This is a genomic window from Streptomyces roseoverticillatus (assembly GCF_000719265.1).
Lineage (GTDB): Bacteria > Actinomycetota > Actinomycetes > Streptomycetales > Streptomycetaceae > Streptomyces > Streptomyces roseoverticillatus.
This window is the reverse complement of record NZ_JOFL01000010.1, coordinates 161,188-177,224: the sequence shown is the minus strand read 5'-3', so window position 1 is coordinate 177,224 and position 16,037 is coordinate 161,188. Positions and strand designations below refer to the sequence as shown.

Here is a 16,037-nt window from a genome sequence, read left to right as displayed (position 1 = left end):
GTCTGGCGTTGACTTTTGGCACGCTGTTGAGTTCTCAAGGAACGGACGCTTCCTTTGTACTCACCCTCTCGGGCTTTCCTCCGGGCGCTTCCCTTCGGTATTTCGTGTTCCGACTCTATCAGATCGTTTTCCTTGCCGTTTCCGGCTCGAAATTCGTTTTCCGATCCCCGTCGGCGGGGTGTTCACTACTTTAGCGGCTTTCCCGTCCGGCTCCTAATCGAGCCGATCGAGTCCGTACGACGTCATATTTCGGCACAGCAAAATATGACCCCGATCCGGGGTGACCTCGTAGTAGTGGTGGTGCCGCTCACCGGTCCGTGCACACAGCGCGTCCGTCTCAAGCGGCTCGGGCTACGTTAGGTCTTCCTCACCCCGAAGTCAAGCACCGGCCTGCCGGCCGGTCTTGCCGTCCTTCCCCCGGTGCCGCGGGACGTGCGCGCGGTAGGGGCTGACCGTCGGGTCGCCCTCCGCCCAGAACCGCCAGGGGTGGGTCGCGCCCTCGCCGCCCACGCCGGTGCGCGGGCCATTGCGGATGCGGTCCGGGTGCACGGGGTGGCCGGTGAGGACGGACAGCGGGGCGTCCGGGCCGGCGCACACGTCCGTGCCGTTCAGGCTCCGGTCGACACTCAGTGCCGTGGCCAGCCGCGCCGGGCCCTGGGCCAGCTCGCGGTCCTTGCGGGCCTTGGGGCGGCGCTCCCGGGCGAGCTCCTGGCCCCTGATCACTTCGCCCGCCCTGAGGAGGACGCCGCTCGCGGTGCCCTCCTCCCCGCAGACGAGGTTGAGGCTGAACCACATGCCGTAGATGAAGTAGACATACGCGTGCCCGGGCGGTCCGAACATCGAGGCATTGCGCTCGGTCCGGCCGCGGTAGGCGTGCGAGCCGGGGTCCGCCTCGCCCGCGTACGCCTCGACCTCCGTGATGCGGACCTCGATCGGGCCGTCGGGTGTGGCGCGGACGAGGGTCCGGCCGAGCAGCTCGGGGGCGACCTCGAGCACGGGACGGGCGAAGAAGTCCCGGGTGACTGGCATACGGTCAGGCGCGGCGATCATGCCGATCGAGCGTAACGGACCGGAACGGAAAGAGGAGAGGTCGCGGTCATGGGGTTCAAGAAGCTGCTGGCGAGCCTGGGCGCCGGAGGCGCTTCGGTGGAGACGGTGCTGTTCGAGGAGAACGTCGTCCCGGGCGGCGTCGTCCAGGGCGAGGTGCGCATCCAGGGCGGCTCCGTCGCCCAGGCGATCCAGGGACTGTCCGTCGGGCTGCAGGCCCGCGTCGAGGTCGAGGGCGACGACAGCGAGCACAAGCAGGACGTCGAGTTCACGCGCATGCAGCTGGGCGGGGCGTTCGAGGTGCAGGCCGGGGCGGTGCACACGGTGCCGTTCGGGCTGGAGATCCCGTGGGAGACGCCGGTCACCACCTTCCTCGGGCGGCACCTCACCGGCATGAACGTGGGGGTGACGACGCAGCTGGCGATCGCGCGCGCCGTCGACTCCGGTGACCTCGATCCGGTGAACGTGCACCCGCTGCCGGCGCAGCAGGCGATCCTGGACGCCTTCGGGCAGCTGGGCTTCGCCTTCAAGAGCGCGGATCTGGAGCGGGGCCACATCCGCGGGACGCGTCAGCGGCTGCCCTTCTACCAGGAGATCGAGTTCCGGGCCCCGTCGCAGTACCGGGGGCTGAACGAGGTCGAGCTGTCGTTCGTCGCGGACGACCGCGAGATGGACGTCGTGCTGGAGATGGACAAGAAGCCGGGGCTGTTCACCGAGGGGAGTGACACGTACCGGTCGTTCACGGTCGACCTGCACGCGTACGGGCAGACGGACTGGGCGGCGTACCTCAACCAGTGGCTGGCGGAGGTCGGCGGCCGGCGCAACTGGTTCTGACCGGTCACCCGACCCTGAACCGGCTCGCCCCCGGCCGGCCACCGCATCGGTCAGCCCAGCAGGACCGCCAGGGGTGACTCCGCCTCGGCCCAGTAGTCGACGGCGTCGGCGAGGACGGCCTCGGCCGTGCGGGCCTCGCGCGGCACCGCCTTCCTGAAGGCCGTCCACTCCTCGGCGAGCAGCAGGAAGCCGCGTGCCTTGCCCTCCTCCCGCCACCACGAGAGGTCGGTGAGGCAGTCGGCGAGGGCGTCCCAGTTGCGGCCGAACCAGTCGGGGAGTTCGAGGTCGGTGGCGCAGCGGTCCATGAAGGCGGTCTTGGTGGTCACCCCGCCGAGGTGCAGGGTGGCCCCCCGCCAGTCGGCCTCGGCGGCGAGCGCCATGACGCGGGGGGCGGTGTCGGCGGGGGGCAGCCGGTAGACGCCCGGCGGGGTCGTACCGAGGAGGAGTCCGGTGAGTCCGGGAGCGGGCAGCAGATCGGTCATGGCTGTTCCACCGCTTCGAAGGTCTCGTAGTGATCGCTGGTGTAGAAGCGCTCGGCGTGGCTGCCGGCGATGATGCGGCGGGCGCCCCGGTTGCGGGAGCCGGGCGTGGGGACGGTGTACTCGTGGTAGTAGCCGCGGGCCTGCTTCGGCAGCCGGTTCTCGTAGTTGCCGAAGACGGTGCCGTCCTTGTCGTACGGGAAGGGTCCGCCCTTGTCGATGAGGTCGAGGGTCTTGCGGGCCTCGGCCGGCAGCTTCTCCCGCGAGACGGTCTTCATGCCGTGCGCCCACGAGGGCGCGGGCGGTGCGGCGGTCGAGGCTCCGCCGCCCCCGCCCTTCTTGCTGGTGCCGTCGGAGGAGGAGCAGGCGGGCAGGAGGAGCAGGGGGAGGGCGGCGAGGAGGACGGTCAGGGTGCGCAGGGCGCGGCCGGCCGGTCGTCCGATGGGGCCAAACTGTCGAAGCACGCTTCGTATGGTCTCAGCCGGAGGCTCTGAGGGCTCGTTAGGCTGGCGTCTTCAGTGATCCGCAGCATTCCGCGCGTTACAGGAGGCGCAGAGGTGTCCGAGCAGAAGCGACGGCCGCTCCCCCACGATTTCCACCCGCCGGTGCCCTCGTTCACGGTGGTGAGCGACGATCTGACGGACGGTGGGACGCTCGGCCGGGGTCAGGTCCACAGCGGTGGGAACACCTCTCCGCACCTGTGCTGGGAGGGTTTCCCCGCGGGCACGAAGAGCTTCGCGGTGACGTGCTACGACCCGGACGCGCCGACGGGCAGCGGGTTCTGGCACTGGGTGCTGTTCGACATCCCGGCCTCGGTGACGGAGCTGCCGGCGGGTGCGGGCAGCGGGGACATGAAGGGGCTGCCGGCGGGCGCGGTGCACGCGCGCAACGACTACGGCACGCGGGACTTCGGCGGGGCCGCTCCGCCGGCGGGCGACGGGCCGCACCGCTACGTGTTCACGGTGTACGCCGTGGACGGGGAGAAGCTCGGCCCGGACGCGGACGCGTCGCCGGCCGTGGTGGGCTTCCACCTGCGGTTCCACGCGCTGGGCCGGGCCCAGCTGATCGGCGAGTACGAGGTGCCGGCCGGGGGCTGAGGTTCCCGCGCGGGCCCGCCCGCCGGTGTGGCCCCGGCACGGCCCGGCGTGGCCGCGGAAATTCCGTTGCGCCCCGCCGCCCTTGAACCGCACAGTGGTGCATGGCTGACGGCCCCGCATGGCCGTCGGGCAGTGGACACCGCAGTGGCGGGGGCGGCGGGGCGTAGTTGCGTCCGCGGTCTGCCGGAGCCGGGCTGCGTGCCGGGCGACCGCGTCCGCTGCCGTACGCTCCGGGCCCGTGTTCGTCACGGGGGAAGGGCCCGGAGCGTTGCCCCCGTCCTCTTCCTGCCCGCTTTCTCTTCCTCCCTCTCAACTCCCTTTTCGCGCAAGGAAATTGCGTTGTCCGGTCCGCGACGGCACCGGCACAGTTGAGCCACCTCGCCGCTGGGGCGGGGGTGAGCCGGGAGGTGGCCGGGATGCGGGAGACGTTGGTCCTCAATGCGAGCTTCGAGCCGCTGGCGACGGTGTCGCTGCGGCGGGCGGTGGTGCTCGTGCTGCAGGGCAAGGCCGTGGTCGAGCAGGCCCGCCCGGGGCGCCGGGTGCGGGGGCCCGCCGTCGAGGTGCCCGCGCCGCAGGTGATCAGGCTCTGCCGGTACGTACGGGTGCCGTTCCGAAGACGGGCGCCCTGGTCGCGGCGGGGAGTGCTGGTGCGGGACAGGCACCGGTGCGCGTACTGCGGGCGGCGGGCCACGACGGTGGACCACGTGGTGCCGCGGTCCCGCGGGGGTGAGGACAGCTGGCTCAACACGGTCGCGGCGTGCGCGGAGGACAACCACCGCAAGGCGGACCGGACGCCGGAGCAGGCGGGGATGCCGCTGCTGAACCTCCCCTTCGAGCCCACTCCGGCGGAGTCGCTGCTGCTGGCGACGGGGGCGTACGCCGCCCCCGGCCGCCGCGGCGCCGTTCCCGGGCTCCTGCCCTAGCGCGGCGCCGTCTTCCGTCTGTGTTCTAGCGCAGCACCATCTGCACGATGGCGACGACGCCCACCACGACGATGATGCCGCGCAGCGCCGTGGGTGACAGGCGGCGGCCGACCTTGGCTCCTATCTGGCCGCCGAGGGTGGAGCCGGCGGCGATGAGGAGGGCGGCGGTCCAGTCGACGTGGGCGGCGAAGACGAAGAACAGCGCGGCGACGCCGTTGACGACGACGGCCAGGATGTTCTTGAGGGCGTTGATGCGCTGGAGGTCCTCGCGGAGCAGCAGGCCCATCAGGGAGAGGTAGAGCACTCCCTGGGCGGCGCCGAAGTAGCCGCCGTAGGCGCTGGCGAGCAGCAGGCCCACGAGGAGGGCGGGGCCGCCGTCGGGGTGGGCGGTCGCTTCGGTGCCGTTGCGTTCGCGGCGGCGGGCGAGCGCCTTGGCGAGCCGGGGCTGGAGGACGACGAGGACGAGGGCGATGCCGATGAGGGCGGGCACGATCGCGTCGAACGCCTTGGACGGCAGGGCGAGCAGCAGGACGGCTCCGGCGAGGCCGCCGACGAGGGCGGTGGCGCCGAGGCGGACGGCCCGGGCGCCCTGGCCGCGGAGTTCGCGCCGGTAGCCGATGGCGCCGCTGATGTTGCCGGTGACCAGGCCGATGGTGTTGGAGACGTTGGCGGTCACCGGTGGCAGGCCGATGGCGAGGAGCACCGGAAAGGTGAAGAGGGTGCCGGAGCCGACGATGGTGTTGATGGTGCCCGCGCCGATGCCGGCGGCGAAGACCGCGAGTGCTTCCCAGATGGACAAGGCCATCTCCTTCATGATCCGTTTGTCGCCTCCCCGCCGTGGCAGGTCGGGGGGCCTCGTTGATCATGCAGGAGAGAGCGGCCGCCGGTCGAGGACGAATCGTCAGTCGATGCCCGGCTGCTCGCGGCGCGGGGAATCCTTGCGGATCTTGGGCGCGCCGGCCGTGGGGTTGAGGCTGCCGACGGCGCCGCTGAGGCCCTTGAGGGCGTCGCCGATCTCGCTGGGCACGATCCAGAGCTTGTTGGCGTCGCCTTCGGCGATCTTCGGGAGCATCTGGAGGTACTGGTAGGCGAGCAGCTTCTCGTCGGCGTCGCCGGCGTGGATGGACTCGAAGACCGTACGGATGGCCTGGGCCTCGCCCTCGGCGCGCAGCGCGGCGGCCCGGGCCTCGCCTTCGGCGCGCAGGATCGCGGACTGCTTCTCGCCCTCGGCGGTGAGGATCTGCGACTGGCGGATGCCCTCGGCGGTGAGGATCGCGGCCCGCTTGTCACGGTCGGCGCGCATCTGCTTCTCCATCGAGTCCTGGATGGAGGTCGGGGGCTCGATGGCCTTGAGCTCGACGCGGTTGACGCGGATGCCCCACTTGCCGGTGGCCTCGTCGAGGACGCCGCGCAGCGCGGCGTTGATCTCCTCGCGGGAGGTCAGGGTCCGCTCCAGGTCCATGCCGCCGATGATGTTGCGCAGGGTGGTGACGGTGAGCTGCTCGATGGCCTGGATGAAGCTGGAGACCTCGTACGTGGCGGCGCGGGCGTCGGTCACCTGGTAGTAGATGACGGTGTCGATGTTGACGACCAGGTTGTCCTGGGTGATCACCGGCTGCGGGGGGAACGGCACGACCTGCTCGCGGAGGTCGATGCGGTTGCGGATGGAGTCGATGAAGGGGACGACGATGTTCAGGCCGGCGTTGAGGGTGCGGGTGTAGCGGCCGAAGCGCTCCACGATGGCGGCGCTGGCCTGCGGGATGACCTGCACCGTCTTCATGAGGGCGATGAAGACGAGCACCACCAAGATGATCAGGACGATGATGATCGGTTCCATCGGGGCTCCCCGTGCCTCTGGTCGTTGATCGGGTGGACCGGACTGATCCAGTTCGAGTCTTTCAGAACGCGGTACCGCCGTGCAGGCGTTGACGGCACTTCGGGGGGACCGGTTCGGATCGCGCGTCACATGACAAGGGCCGTCGCGCCCTCGATCTCGACGACGTCGACCTGCTCGCCGGCTTCGAAGACGCGGTCCGCGTCGAGGGCGCGGGCCGACCAGGTCTCGCCCGCGAGCTTGATGCGGCCGCCGCTGCCGTCGACCCGTTCGAGGACGACGGCCTGCCGGCCCTTGAGGGCCTCCACTCCGCTCGCCAGCAGGGGCCGCTGGGTGCGTTGCCGCATGGCGATCGGGCGGACGACGGCGATGAGGGCGACCGAGACGGCCGCGAAGACGATGAACTGTGCCACGGTGCCCGCGCCGAGCGCATTGGTCACGGCGGCGGCGACGGCGCCGGCCGCGAGCATGCCGAACTCGGGCATCGCGGTCACGACCAGCGGGATGCCCAGTCCGACGGCGGCCACCAGCCACCACACCCATGTGTCCACAAGGTCATGGTAGGCGCGGTGGCCGCCACGGGACAGGGCGCCCGCGGCGGGGCGCCCGTCCGGGCGAGGCGTCAGGAGAGCGGCAGGCCCTGGGCCGTCCAGCGGTCGCCCTTGCGCTCGACGACCAGGGGGAGGCCGAAGCAGTGCGAGAGGTTGCGGGAGGTGAGCTCCAGCTCGACGGGGCCGGCCGCGAGCACCTTGCCCTGGCGGATCATCAGGACGTGGGTGAAGCCCGCGGGAATCTCCTCGACATGGTGCGTCACCATGATCATCGAGGGGGCGAGCGGGTCGCGGGCGAGCCGGCCGAGGCGGCGGACGAGGTCCTCGCGGCCGCCGAGGTCGAGGCCCGCGGCGGGCTCGTCGAGCAGCAGCAGCTCGGGGTCGGTCATCATCGCGCGGGCGATGAGGGTGCGCTTGCGCTCGCCCTCCGAGAGGGTGCCGAACTTGCGGTCCAGCAGCTCGGTCATGCCGAGGACGTCGAGGAAGGCGCGGGCGCGCTGCTCGTCGACCTCCTCGTAGTTCTCCTGCCACGTGGCCGTCATGCCGTAGGCGGCGGTGAGGACGGTCTCCAGGACGGTCTGGCTGCGCGGCAGCTTGTCCGCCAGGGCGATGCCCGCCACGCCGATGCGCGGGCGCAGCTCGAAGACGTCCACGGAGCCGAGCTTCTCGCCCAGGACCTTGACCGTGCCCGTGGTCGGGAAGAGGTAGCTGGAGGCGACATTCAGGAGGGTGGTCTTGCCGGCGCCGTTGGGGCCGAGGATGACCCAGCGCTCCCCCTCCTTGACCGACCAGGAGACCTGGTCCACCAGAGCCCGGCCCTCGCGGACCACGGATACGTCCACCAGTTCCAGCACTTCGCTCATGAGCGCGTTGTCTCCCATTGCAGTCTCGTCGTCGCGGCGCCGGTAAGCGCAGCCCCCAGGGAAAACCTACGCCACCCGCCGGGGGCGCCAGTCCTTAGGCTGGTGGCCATGCTCGATGAACATCGCTCAGGACGGCTCACCGCGTGGGGAAATGCCCTTATTGCGGGGTTTGCCGCACCTGATGACGCCGCGCACCACATCACCGGAGATGACGCGGTCCACCGCGTCGTGGGCCTTCCCGGTGAATCCGGGCCCGTCGGCCTGACGCTCGCACTCGGCCGGCTACGGGCCCTCGGCGCCACGGGACTGCGCCTCGCGCTGCCGGCGCCCGGGCACCCGCTGGGCCTGAGCGGCCCGCCGGAGTTCAACGCCCGCGCCCTGGAGGCCGGGGAGGCGGTCGTCGCCACCGGGGCCGCGCTGGGGCTCGTGCCGGAGGTGTACGAGGCCGGGCCGGAGGGCGATCTGCACGTCGAGGTCGTCTGGCACTGCCTGCCCGTACGGGACGCGCCGCCGGCGGACGTGCCCTCGCTCGGGGAGGCCGAGCGGGAGCTCGCGGAGGCGCTGCGGGACGCCACGGAGGTGCTCACCCGGCTGGACGTGGCGGGGTCGGGGCCGGTGGCCCAGGCGGCACTGGAGGCGTACCGGGCGCGGGCCGAGCGCGGGAGGGAGGTCCTGGCACCGGGGTACCCGCCGCGGGCGGTGCGGGTCCTGGAGCTGGCGCAGCGCGTGGGGACGCTGATCGCGATCGCCCACGAGCCGGGGGACGGCGGCGGCCGGGAGCACGGGGCCGCGGTGAGCGCGTCCGAGATAGCGGCACGGGCACAGGCGCTGCGGCCGGTGGAGCGGACGGCGCGGCGGGCCCAGGTGGCCGCGTACAACGCGATCGTCGAGGAGCGGGCCCGGAGGCGGCACTGAGACGGTGACCCGCGGCGGGCGCGCGGGAAGGCCCCGCGGACCCTGAGGTCCGCGGGGCCTTCCCGGTGCGCCGGTACGGTCAGTGACCTTCGTCGTCGTCGTGGTCGTCGTCGTGACCGCCGCCCCAGTGACCGTCGTGGCCGTGCTTGTCGTGACCGCCGTGGTGGTGGCCACCGTGGTGGAACTCGCGGTGGCTGTGGAACTCGTCCCAGCCGCTGCTGGCGTTGACGCAGGTGTTCCCGAAGGTCGGGTTGAGCAGACCGATGATGTCGATGCTGTTGCCACAGATGTTCAGCGGGATCTGGATCGGCACCTGGATGACGTTGCCGGAGACGACGCCCGGCGAGCCCTTGGCGACACCATTGGCGATGGCGCCCCCGGGGTGGTGGCGGTGCTCGTGCACCTGGCGGCCGCCGCCGTGGTCGTGCGCGGACGCGACGGCCGCGGTGGAACCGACGGCGAGCCCTGTGACCGCCAGAGCGAGAGCTGCTTTCTTGGCACTGTTCATGGAGGGTCTTCCTTCTGCTGACGTTCTCAGCGGCCCCAGCCGCGGGGTCGCGTAGTGATGAACGTCAGCGCACCGCCGACGGCACGGCCATCGGCGGTGTTGCCCTCGTTCGGACGATTGCTCGCCCGCTCCTGCCCGGCTATGCGGCGCACACCGGGCAGGCGGGAAGTGCCGGCCTTACTTGTTGATGCAGAGGTTGCCGGCGGCCGGGTTGAGCACGCCGACCACGTTGATGGTGTTGCCGCAGATGTTCACGGGAACGTGCACGGGCACCTGGGCGACGTTGCCCGCGACGACGCCCGGGTTGCCGATCGCCTTGCCGTCCGCCTCGTGCGCGGAAGCAGCGCCCGCACCGGCGATGGCGAGACCGCCGGCGACGATGGTGAGGACTGCGGCCTTCTTCATGTTCTTCACTCTTCTTATGACCTTCCTAGGGCGTTGCCACGGCCAGCCGCCGCGGTACGCCATGGAGAACGGGCTGCGGCCATTCGGGTTGCGGGACCGGGTCGACAGCCACACGGTCGTATGAATCTCTGATCAGAATGCGACGTTCCGTTTTGCCGTGCGCGCTTCCGGTCAGGCTCCGATCCCATGTCGGACGGCCCACAGGGCCGCCTGCGTGCGGTCGGCGAGATCCAGCTTCATCAGAATGTTCGACACGTGGGTCTTGACGGTCTTCTCCGAGAGCACCAGCGCCCGCGCGATCTCGCGGTTGGACCGGCCGTCGGCGATCAGCGCCAGCACCTCCCGCTCCCGCTCGGTCAGCGCGTTGCCCCGTCCCTGGCCGCCACCGGGTTCGTCCTGCGACAGCAGCGCCCCCGCCACCTCGGGCTGCAACAGGACGTGCCCGGCGTGCACCGAGCGGATCGCACCCGCCAGGGCGTCGGGGTCCACGTCCTTGTAGACGTAGCCCGCCGCGCCCGCGCGCAGGGCGGGGACGACCGTGCGCTGCTCGGTGAAGCTGGTGACGATCAGCACCCGCGCGGGGTTCTCCAGCTCCCGCAGCCGGCGCAGCGCCTCGATGCCGTCCATGCCCGGCATCTTCACGTCCATGAGGACGACGTCCGGGCGCAGCTCCTCCGCGCGCTCGACGCCCTCAGCGCCGTCCGCGGCCTCCCCCACCACCTCGATGTCGTCCTGGACCTCCAGGAAGGTGCGCAGGCCCCTGCGGACCACCTGGTGGTCGTCCACCAGCACCACGCGAATGACGTCCTCAGCCACCGGGCACCTCCATCTCGATCGCGGTGCCCAGGCCGGGCTCCGAGGTAACGGTCAGACTGCCGCCGACGCCGCTCGCGCGGTCCCGCATCGACACCAGACCCAGATGGCGCCCGGCCTTGCGGACGGCCTCGGGCTCGAAGCCGCAGCCGTCGTCGGCCACGCACAGCGCCGCGCCCTGCCCGACCCGGGTGAGGGTGACCTGGACGCGGCCCGCTCCGGAGTGGCGCAGGGCGTTGTGCAGGGCCTCCTGGGCGACGCGCAGGAGCGCCTCCTCCTGGGAGGCGGGCAGGGCCCGTATGCCGTGCGAGGCGAAGGTGACCTTGGCCGTGTGGGCGCGGTCGAGGACCTGGACCTGGGTGCGCAGGGTGGCGACGAGGCCGTCCTCGTCCAGCCCTGCGGGCCGCAGCTCGACGACGGCGGCGCGGAGCTCGTCGGTGGCCTCCGCGGCGAGCCTGGCGGCCTCGTGGAGCTCCTCCTTGGCCCGGCCCGGGTCGCGGTCGATGAGCGCGGCGGCGGCCTGGGCGGTCAGGCGCAGCGAGAAGAGCTTCTGGGCCACGGCGTCGTGCAGCTCGTGGGAGAGGCGGGCGCGCTCCTCGGCGATGGTCAGCTCGCGGCTGCGCTCGTAGAGGCGGGCGTTGGTGAGGGCGATGGCCGCGTGCTGGGCCAGCACGCTCAGCAGTTCCTCGTCCTCCGCGGTGAAGCCGCAGGCGGCTGCGGCCTCCTCGAGGCCGCAGGGCGGCTCGTCGGCGCGGTCGGGCCGCTTCTTGTTGGCGAGGAAGAGGGCGCCGAGGACCTCGTCGCCGTCGGCGACCGGCATGCCGATGAAGTCGCGCATGTTGGGGTGGGTGGCCGGCCAGCCGCCGAAGCGGGGGTCCGCGCGGACGTCGGCGAGGCGCTCGGGGGTGGCCTGCTGGATCATCGCGGCGAGGACGCCGTGCTGGCGGGGCAGGGGGCCGATGGCCTTCCACTGCTCGTCGCTGACGCCGTCGACGACGAACTGGGCGAACCCGCCGTGGTCGTCGGGGACGCCGAGGGCCGCGTACCGGGCGTCCAGCAGCTCCCGGGCGGAGACGACGATCGTCTTGAGGACGTCGTGCACCTGCAGGTGTCTGCTCATGGCGAGGAGTGCGGTGCTCACTGCCGTGAGGCCGGAGCGGGGGCCGTTCGTCATGGTTCTCACCGTATCGAGGGCTCTCCGGCCGGGGATCGGGCCTACCGGGTGGCCGGCGTAGTCCGTAAGCCTTAGGCCGGTGGTCGGGTCGTGCCCACGGTTGCCCACAACCCGGCAGTGGGCATGTACCCCTCATGTCTATACCAACTCAGTGGACGCCCACCCACGGCGACGCCTACCGGCCCGTGCCCTACCGGCCCGAGCGCATGTCCGCCGCCGAGTCCCTCGTCCGTGCCGCGGAGCTGCGCGAGCGCATGGGACGGCGCCGGACCGTGCGGCAGTTCTCGCCGGACCCGGTGCCGGAGCAGGTGGTGCGGGACGCGATCGCGTGCGCGGCCACCGCGCCCTCCGGGGCGCACCAGCAGCCGTGGACCTTCGTCCTGGTGAAGGACCCCGGGGTGCGGCGGCGCATCCGTGCGGCCGCGGAGGAAGAGGAACAGCTGTCGTACGCGGGGCGGCTGGGCGAGGAGTGGCTGGAGGCGCTGCGGCCGCTGGGCACGGACGAGGTCAAGCCGCACCTGACGGACGCACCCGCGCTGATCGTGGTCTTCCAGCAGCGGTACTGGCTGGGTGAGGGCGGGGAGAAGCGCAAGCACTACTACGTGGACGAGTCGGTCGGCATCGCGGTCGGGATGCTGCTGTCGGCGCTGCACCTGTCGGGGCTCGCGGCGCTGGTGCACACGCCGAGCCCGATGCGGTTCCTGTCGGAGGTGCTGGGGCGGCCGGTGAACGAGAAGGCGTTCGCGGTGATCCCGGTGGGGTATCCGGCCCCCGACTGCGAGGTGCCGGACCTGGTGCGCAAGAGCCTCGGTCAGGTGCTGGTGGAGGTCTGAACCCGGCAGGCACGCTGCGTGCGGAGCCGGTCGCACCGGGCGACGGGAGCGCCCGCCCGGTGTGACGCCGCGCATAGGACGCACGTCACCTACGACCGCGCCTAGTGGATAGATAAATCCGGCATAAGCGGGTGGCAGGGACCCTTTTGACCTTCCTGTCGGCCCTCCCCGCAGCCCCCTCGGCTACGAAGCCGGGTAGTACGTCACTCCTTTGCCACACCTTTTTGCGGCCGCTAAGAATTCTCCCGTTGCACGGCGCCGTCGATCGAGACGCGGCGCTCTCCGCGCCGATCCGGGCCACTGCGACTTGAAGCGACTCAGAAGAGGTTCAGCACAAACATGCGCTCCCCCATCTCTGGCTATAGCCGCCTGACCAAGGTCCAGAAGTTCACCGCCGCCGGCGTCTCCGCCGCGGCCGTCGCCGCCCTGGCGGTCGCCGCGATCCCGGGCTCCGACGACTCGGCCAAGCAGTCCATCGCCGTGAAGCCCGTCTCCTGGAGCACGGAGGCCTTCGGCACCCAGGACCAGCAGGAGCAGATCGGCAAGCAGGCCGACAACGCCGCCAAGCAGGCGAAGGCCCAGGCCGAGGCCAAGAAGAAGGCGGACGCCGAGGCCGCCGCCAAGGCGAAGGCCGACAAGGAGCGCGCCGACAAGGAGGCCGCGAGCCGGTCCGCCGAGCGCAAGCCGGTCGTCCAGGCCGCCCCGGCCCCCAAGGTCTACGCCAACAACCTCGACGGCTGGATCAAGGAAGCCCTGGACATCATGAAGGCCAAGGGCATCCCGGGTTCCTACAACGGCATCTACCGCAACATCATGCGGGAGTCGACGGGCAACCCGAACGCCATCAACAACTGGGACTCGAACGCCGCCGCCGGCATCCCGTCCAAGGGCCTGCTCCAGGTGATCGACCCGACCTTCAAGGCGTACCACGTCGCGGGCACGTCCTGGAACATCTACGACCCGGTCGCCAACATCACCGCCGCCTGCAACTACGCGGCCAAGGTGTACGGCTCGATGGACAACGTGAACTCCGCCTACTAAAGCGGTCGCGGACAGCAACGCCGAAGGGCGGCACCCCATGCGGGTGCCGCCCTTCGGCGCGTACGGAACGAGGCGCGCGACTACTTGCGCATGACCTCCGGCTCGTGGCGGCGCAGCAAACGTGCGACTGCGAATCCGCAGGCGACGCCGATGACGATGAGCGCCACGATGTCGATGCCCCACTGGGTGGCGGTGTGCTCCCAGAGCGGGTCGAGCTTCGGCGGCCGGCTCTTGTCGAACGGGGCCATCACGTGCGAGAGGTCCAGCGTGGTGCCGGCGCCGGCGATGGCCCAGCGGGCGGGCATCAGCCAGGCGACCTGCTCGACGCCGGGCGAGTCGTAGATCTTGAACAGGATGCCGGTGAAGACGACCTGGACGATCGCGAACATGACCAGCAGCGGCATGGTCTTCTCGGCGGTCTTCACCAGCGCGGAGATGACGAGGCCGATCATCATGCAGGTGAAGCCCAGGGCGATGATCACCAGGCAGAGCTCCAGGGCGGGCGCCGCCTTGAAGATCAGGCCGTGCTCCGGCAGCTTGCGGACCGAGAAGCCGATGGCGCAGATGAGGGCGCCCTGCACCGCGGTGATCAGGCCGAGGACGACCACCTTGGACATCAGGTAGGCGGAGCGGGAGAGGCCGACGGCCCGTTCCCGTTCGTAGATGACCCGTTCCTTGATCAGCTCACGGACGGAGTTGGCGGCTCCGGAGAAGCACATGCCGACCGCGAGGATCAGCATGATCGTGCCGGCGTCCTGGTTGAAGTGGCCCTTGGACGCGGGTCCGAGTCCGAAGTCGGACGGGATCACGGTGCTCACCCCGCCGAGGACGGCCGGGAGGATCAGCATGAGCGCCATGAAGCCGCGGTCCGAGGCGATGACGGAGGCGTAGCGGCGCATCAGCGTCCACAGCTGGGAGCCCCAGCTCTGGGCCTTGGGCGGGCGCACCATCTGCGGCTGGACGTGCACGGACTGCGGGGCGACGGCGTCGATGTCGGCCGCGTACATCTGGTAGTGCTGCGAGCCGCGCCAGCGGCCCGACCAGTCGTAGTCGCGGTAGTTCTCGAAGGCCGAGAAGACGTCCGCCCAGGTCTCGTAGCCGAAGAAGTTGAGGGCTTCCTCGGGCGGGCCGAAGTAGGCGACGGAGCCGCCGGGGGCCATGACGAGCAGCTTGTCGCAGAGCGCCAGCTCGGCGACGGAGTGCGTGACGACGAGGACGGTGCGGCCGTCGTCGGCGAGGCCGCGGAGCAGCTGCATGACATCGCGGTCCATGCCCGGGTCGAGGCCGGAGGTGGGCTCGTCCAGGAAGATCAGCGAGGGCTTGGTCAGCAGCTCCAGGGCGACCGAGACGCGCTTGCGCTGGCCGCCGGAGAGGGCGGTGACCTTCTTGTCCTTGTGGATGTCGAGCTTGAGCTCGCGCAGCACCTCGTCGATGCGGGCCTCGCGCTCGGAGGCCGCGGTGTCGCCGGGGAAGCGGAGCTTGGCGGCGTAGCGCAGCGCCTTCCGGACGGTGAGCTCCTTGTGCAGGATGTCGTCCTGCGGGACCAGACCGATGCGCTGGCGCAGCTCGGCGAACTGCTTGTACAGGTTCCGGTTGTCGTAGAGGACGTCGCCCTGGTTGGCGGGCCGGTAGCCGGTGAGCGCCTTGAGCAGGGTGGACTTGCCGGAACCGGAGGGGCCGATGACGGCGATCAGCGACTTCTCGGGGACGCCGAAGGAGACGTCCTTGAGGATCTGCTTGCCGCCTTCGACCGTCACCGTGAGGTGGCGGGCGGAGAAGGAGACGTCGCCGGTGTCGACGAACTCCTCGAGGCGGTCGCCGACCAGGCGGAAGGTGGAGTGACCGACGCCGACGATGTCGTTGGGGCCGATGACCTGCTGGCGGACCGGCTGACCGTTGACGTAGGTGCCGTTGTGGCTGCCGAGGTCGACGATCTCGAACCGGCCGTCGCCGGTGGCGCGGAACTCGGCGTGGTGCCGGGAGACCTGGAGGTCGGAGACGACCAGCTCGTTCTCCAGGGCACGACCGATGCGCATCGTGCCGCGGCCGACGGCCATCTGGTGGAAGCTCGTCGGGCTGCGGTCGCCGTAGACGGGCGGGGCACCGCCCTGCGAGGGCGCGCCGCCGTGCGCCGGGGGCTGGTGACCGCCGGGGCCCGGCTGCTGGGGGACGTAGGCCTGCTGGGGCTGCTGCTGCCAGCCGCCGTGCTGCGGCTGCTGGTACTGCCCCGGCTGTTGCCAGGCGCCGGGCTGCTGGTGCTGCGGCGGCTGGTGCGGCGCCTGCTGCGGCGGGGCCTGCTGCTGCAGCGGCGCGGCCATGGCCGTCTGCGCGCTGTAGAGGTCCGCGGCGGGGGCTCCGACCCCGGCGCCGGCGGCGCCCGCGGTCAGGCTCAGCCGCGGGCCGTCCGTCGCGTTGCCCAGGTGCACCGTCGAGCCGGGGCCGATCTCCGTGTGGTGGATCCGCTGACCCTGCACGTACGTGCCGTTGGTGCTGCCGTGGTCCTCGATGACCCAACTGCGGCCCTCCCACCGTACGGTGGCGTGCCGCCACGAGACGCGCGCGTCCTGCAGCACCATGTCACCCTGCGGATCCCGCCCGAGGGTGTAGGACCTGGACGGATCGAGCGTCCAGGTCTGTCCATTCAATTCCAGTACGAGTTCCGGCACTCCATGCCCCACTACTTGTCCCCCGATGAGCCCCCTGCAAGGGGAGTCTAGGGA

The 16,037-nt window shown here is 71.1% G+C and carries 18 protein-coding genes; 6 read left to right on the top strand and 12 right to left on the bottom strand.

All coding sequences use genetic code 11. The features are described 5' to 3' along the window. Positions 1–378: 378 nt before the first annotated feature. A complete protein-coding gene (locus tag IF61_RS0114150; protein ID WP_030366718.1) occupies positions 379–1,050 on the bottom strand; it encodes a DNA-3-methyladenine glycosylase in 672 nt (223 codons plus the stop codon). Positions 1,051–1,098: 48 nt separating this feature from the next. On the opposite strand from IF61_RS0114150, the gene IF61_RS0114145 reads away from it, so the two are divergent. Beyond that, positions 1,099–1,881, top strand: a complete 783-nt coding sequence (locus IF61_RS0114145; RefSeq protein ID WP_030366717.1) for a sporulation protein — start codon at positions 1,099–1,101, stop codon at positions 1,879–1,881. Positions 1,882–1,931: 50 nt separating this feature from the next. Here the strand turns inward: IF61_RS0114145 and IF61_RS0114140 are convergent, their stop codons facing one another. Together IF61_RS0114140 and IF61_RS36990 are read right to left on the bottom strand one after the other, a co-directional pair. Then, the gene (locus tag IF61_RS0114140) at positions 1,932–2,363 is read right to left on the bottom strand and encodes a barstar family protein (RefSeq protein WP_030366716.1); all 432 of its coding nucleotides are present in this window, start codon (positions 2,361–2,363) and stop codon (positions 1,932–1,934) included. Next, positions 2,360–2,824, bottom strand: coding sequence for a guanyl-specific ribonuclease (locus IF61_RS36990; RefSeq protein ID WP_245684504.1), 465 nt, complete (start codon positions 2,822–2,824; stop codon positions 2,360–2,362). Before IF61_RS36990 ends, IF61_RS0114140 begins: the two co-directional genes overlap by 4 nt. Positions 2,825–2,917: 93 nt before the next feature. Here IF61_RS36990 and IF61_RS0114130 point away from each other — a divergent pair, with 93 nt between their 5' ends. Both IF61_RS0114130 and IF61_RS0114125 read left to right on the top strand, forming a co-directional pair. After that, on the top strand, positions 2,918–3,457 hold the full coding sequence (locus IF61_RS0114130; protein WP_030366714.1) for a YbhB/YbcL family Raf kinase inhibitor-like protein: 540 nt from the start codon (positions 2,918–2,920) through the stop codon (positions 3,455–3,457). A gap of 416 nt (positions 3,458–3,873) precedes the next feature. Continuing rightward, complete coding sequence (locus IF61_RS0114125) at positions 3,874–4,380, top strand: HNH endonuclease (protein ID WP_030366713.1); 507 nt, start codon at positions 3,874–3,876, stop codon at positions 4,378–4,380. A gap of 25 nt (positions 4,381–4,405) precedes the next feature. Here IF61_RS0114125 and IF61_RS0114120 read toward each other — a convergent pair whose 3' ends face one another. The 4 genes from IF61_RS0114120 to IF61_RS0114105 all read right to left on the bottom strand — a co-directional run bounded on the left by IF61_RS0114120 (position 4,406) and on the right by IF61_RS0114105 (position 7,646). Beyond that, positions 4,406–5,179, bottom strand: coding sequence for a sulfite exporter TauE/SafE family protein (locus tag IF61_RS0114120; RefSeq protein ID WP_043189134.1), 774 nt, complete (start codon positions 5,177–5,179; stop codon positions 4,406–4,408). Between the two features lie 102 nt (positions 5,180–5,281). Further along, complete coding sequence (locus tag IF61_RS0114115; protein ID WP_030366711.1) at positions 5,282–6,217, bottom strand: SPFH domain-containing protein; 936 nt, start codon at positions 6,215–6,217, stop codon at positions 5,282–5,284. Positions 6,218–6,342: 125 nt separating this feature from the next. Next, positions 6,343–6,753: an NfeD family protein gene (locus tag IF61_RS0114110; protein WP_078660203.1), complete on the bottom strand. Its 411-nt coding sequence runs from the start codon at positions 6,751–6,753 to the stop codon at positions 6,343–6,345. Positions 6,754–6,836: 83 nt separating this feature from the next. Then, the gene (locus IF61_RS0114105; RefSeq protein WP_030366709.1) at positions 6,837–7,646 is read right to left on the bottom strand and encodes an ABC transporter ATP-binding protein; all 810 of its coding nucleotides are present in this window, start codon (positions 7,644–7,646) and stop codon (positions 6,837–6,839) included. Positions 7,647–7,736: 90 nt separating this feature from the next. Here IF61_RS0114105 and IF61_RS0114100 point away from each other — a divergent pair, with 90 nt between their 5' ends. Beyond that, on the top strand, positions 7,737–8,543 hold the full coding sequence (locus IF61_RS0114100; protein WP_030366708.1) for a hypothetical protein: 807 nt from the start codon (positions 7,737–7,739) through the stop codon (positions 8,541–8,543). Positions 8,544–8,622: 79 nt separating this feature from the next. Here the strand turns inward: IF61_RS0114100 and IF61_RS0114095 are convergent, their stop codons facing one another. From IF61_RS0114095 to IF61_RS0114075, 4 genes are all read right to left on the bottom strand, one after another. Then, a complete protein-coding gene (locus tag IF61_RS0114095) occupies positions 8,623–9,051 on the bottom strand; it encodes a chaplin (protein WP_078660199.1) in 429 nt (142 codons plus the stop codon). 177 nt (positions 9,052–9,228) lie between these two features. Next, on the bottom strand, positions 9,229–9,465 hold the full coding sequence (locus IF61_RS0114090) for a chaplin (protein WP_030366706.1): 237 nt from the start codon (positions 9,463–9,465) through the stop codon (positions 9,229–9,231). 162 nt (positions 9,466–9,627) lie between these two features. After that, a complete protein-coding gene (locus tag IF61_RS0114080; RefSeq protein ID WP_030366705.1) occupies positions 9,628–10,272 on the bottom strand; it encodes a response regulator in 645 nt (214 codons plus the stop codon). After that, positions 10,265–11,443: a GAF domain-containing sensor histidine kinase gene (locus IF61_RS0114075; RefSeq protein ID WP_030366704.1), complete on the bottom strand. Its 1,179-nt coding sequence runs from the start codon at positions 11,441–11,443 to the stop codon at positions 10,265–10,267. The genes IF61_RS0114080 and IF61_RS0114075 overlap by 8 nt, the downstream gene beginning before the upstream one ends. A 134-nt stretch (positions 11,444–11,577) precedes the next feature. On the opposite strand from IF61_RS0114075, the gene IF61_RS0114070 reads away from it, so the two are divergent. Beyond that, positions 11,578–12,276: a nitroreductase family protein gene (locus IF61_RS0114070; protein WP_030366703.1), complete on the top strand. Its 699-nt coding sequence runs from the start codon at positions 11,578–11,580 to the stop codon at positions 12,274–12,276. A gap of 339 nt (positions 12,277–12,615) precedes the next feature. Next, positions 12,616–13,317 (top strand): transglycosylase SLT domain-containing protein, encoded by a 702-nt coding sequence (locus IF61_RS0114065; protein ID WP_030366702.1) that lies wholly within the window; start codon positions 12,616–12,618, stop codon positions 13,315–13,317. 80 nt (positions 13,318–13,397) lie between these two features. On the opposite strand, the gene IF61_RS0114060 is transcribed toward IF61_RS0114065, so the two are convergent. After that, positions 13,398–15,995 (bottom strand): FHA domain-containing protein, encoded by a 2,598-nt coding sequence (locus IF61_RS0114060; protein ID WP_078660198.1) that lies wholly within the window; start codon positions 15,993–15,995, stop codon positions 13,398–13,400. Positions 15,996–16,037: the final 42 nt, after the last annotated feature.

Excerpts from the sequence above, each read along its gene's own strand:
- IF61_RS0114150 (WP_030366718.1), bottom strand. The coding sequence starts at position 1,050 with ATGATCGCCGCGCCTGACCGTATGCCAGTCACCCGGGACTTCTTCGCC.
- IF61_RS0114145 (WP_030366717.1), top strand. The coding sequence starts at position 1,099 with ATGGGGTTCAAGAAGCTGCTGGCGAGCCTGGGCGCCGGAGGCGCTTCG.
- IF61_RS0114140 (WP_030366716.1), bottom strand. The coding sequence starts at position 2,363 with ATGACCGATCTGCTGCCCGCTCCCGGACTCACCGGACTCCTCCTCGGT.
- IF61_RS0114125 (WP_030366713.1), top strand. The coding sequence starts at position 3,874 with ATGCGGGAGACGTTGGTCCTCAATGCGAGCTTCGAGCCGCTGGCGACG.
- IF61_RS0114115 (WP_030366711.1), bottom strand. The coding sequence starts at position 6,217 with ATGGAACCGATCATCATCGTCCTGATCATCTTGGTGGTGCTCGTCTTC.
- IF61_RS0114105 (WP_030366709.1), bottom strand. The coding sequence starts at position 7,646 with ATGGGAGACAACGCGCTCATGAGCGAAGTGCTGGAACTGGTGGACGTA.
- IF61_RS0114100 (WP_030366708.1), top strand. The coding sequence starts at position 7,737 with ATGCTCGATGAACATCGCTCAGGACGGCTCACCGCGTGGGGAAATGCC.
- IF61_RS0114095 (WP_078660199.1), bottom strand. The coding sequence starts at position 9,051 with ATGAACAGTGCCAAGAAAGCAGCTCTCGCTCTGGCGGTCACAGGGCTC.
- IF61_RS0114075 (WP_030366704.1), bottom strand. The coding sequence starts at position 11,443 with ATGACGAACGGCCCCCGCTCCGGCCTCACGGCAGTGAGCACCGCACTC.
- IF61_RS0114070 (WP_030366703.1), top strand. The coding sequence starts at position 11,578 with ATGTCTATACCAACTCAGTGGACGCCCACCCACGGCGACGCCTACCGG.
- IF61_RS0114065 (WP_030366702.1), top strand. The coding sequence starts at position 12,616 with ATGCGCTCCCCCATCTCTGGCTATAGCCGCCTGACCAAGGTCCAGAAG.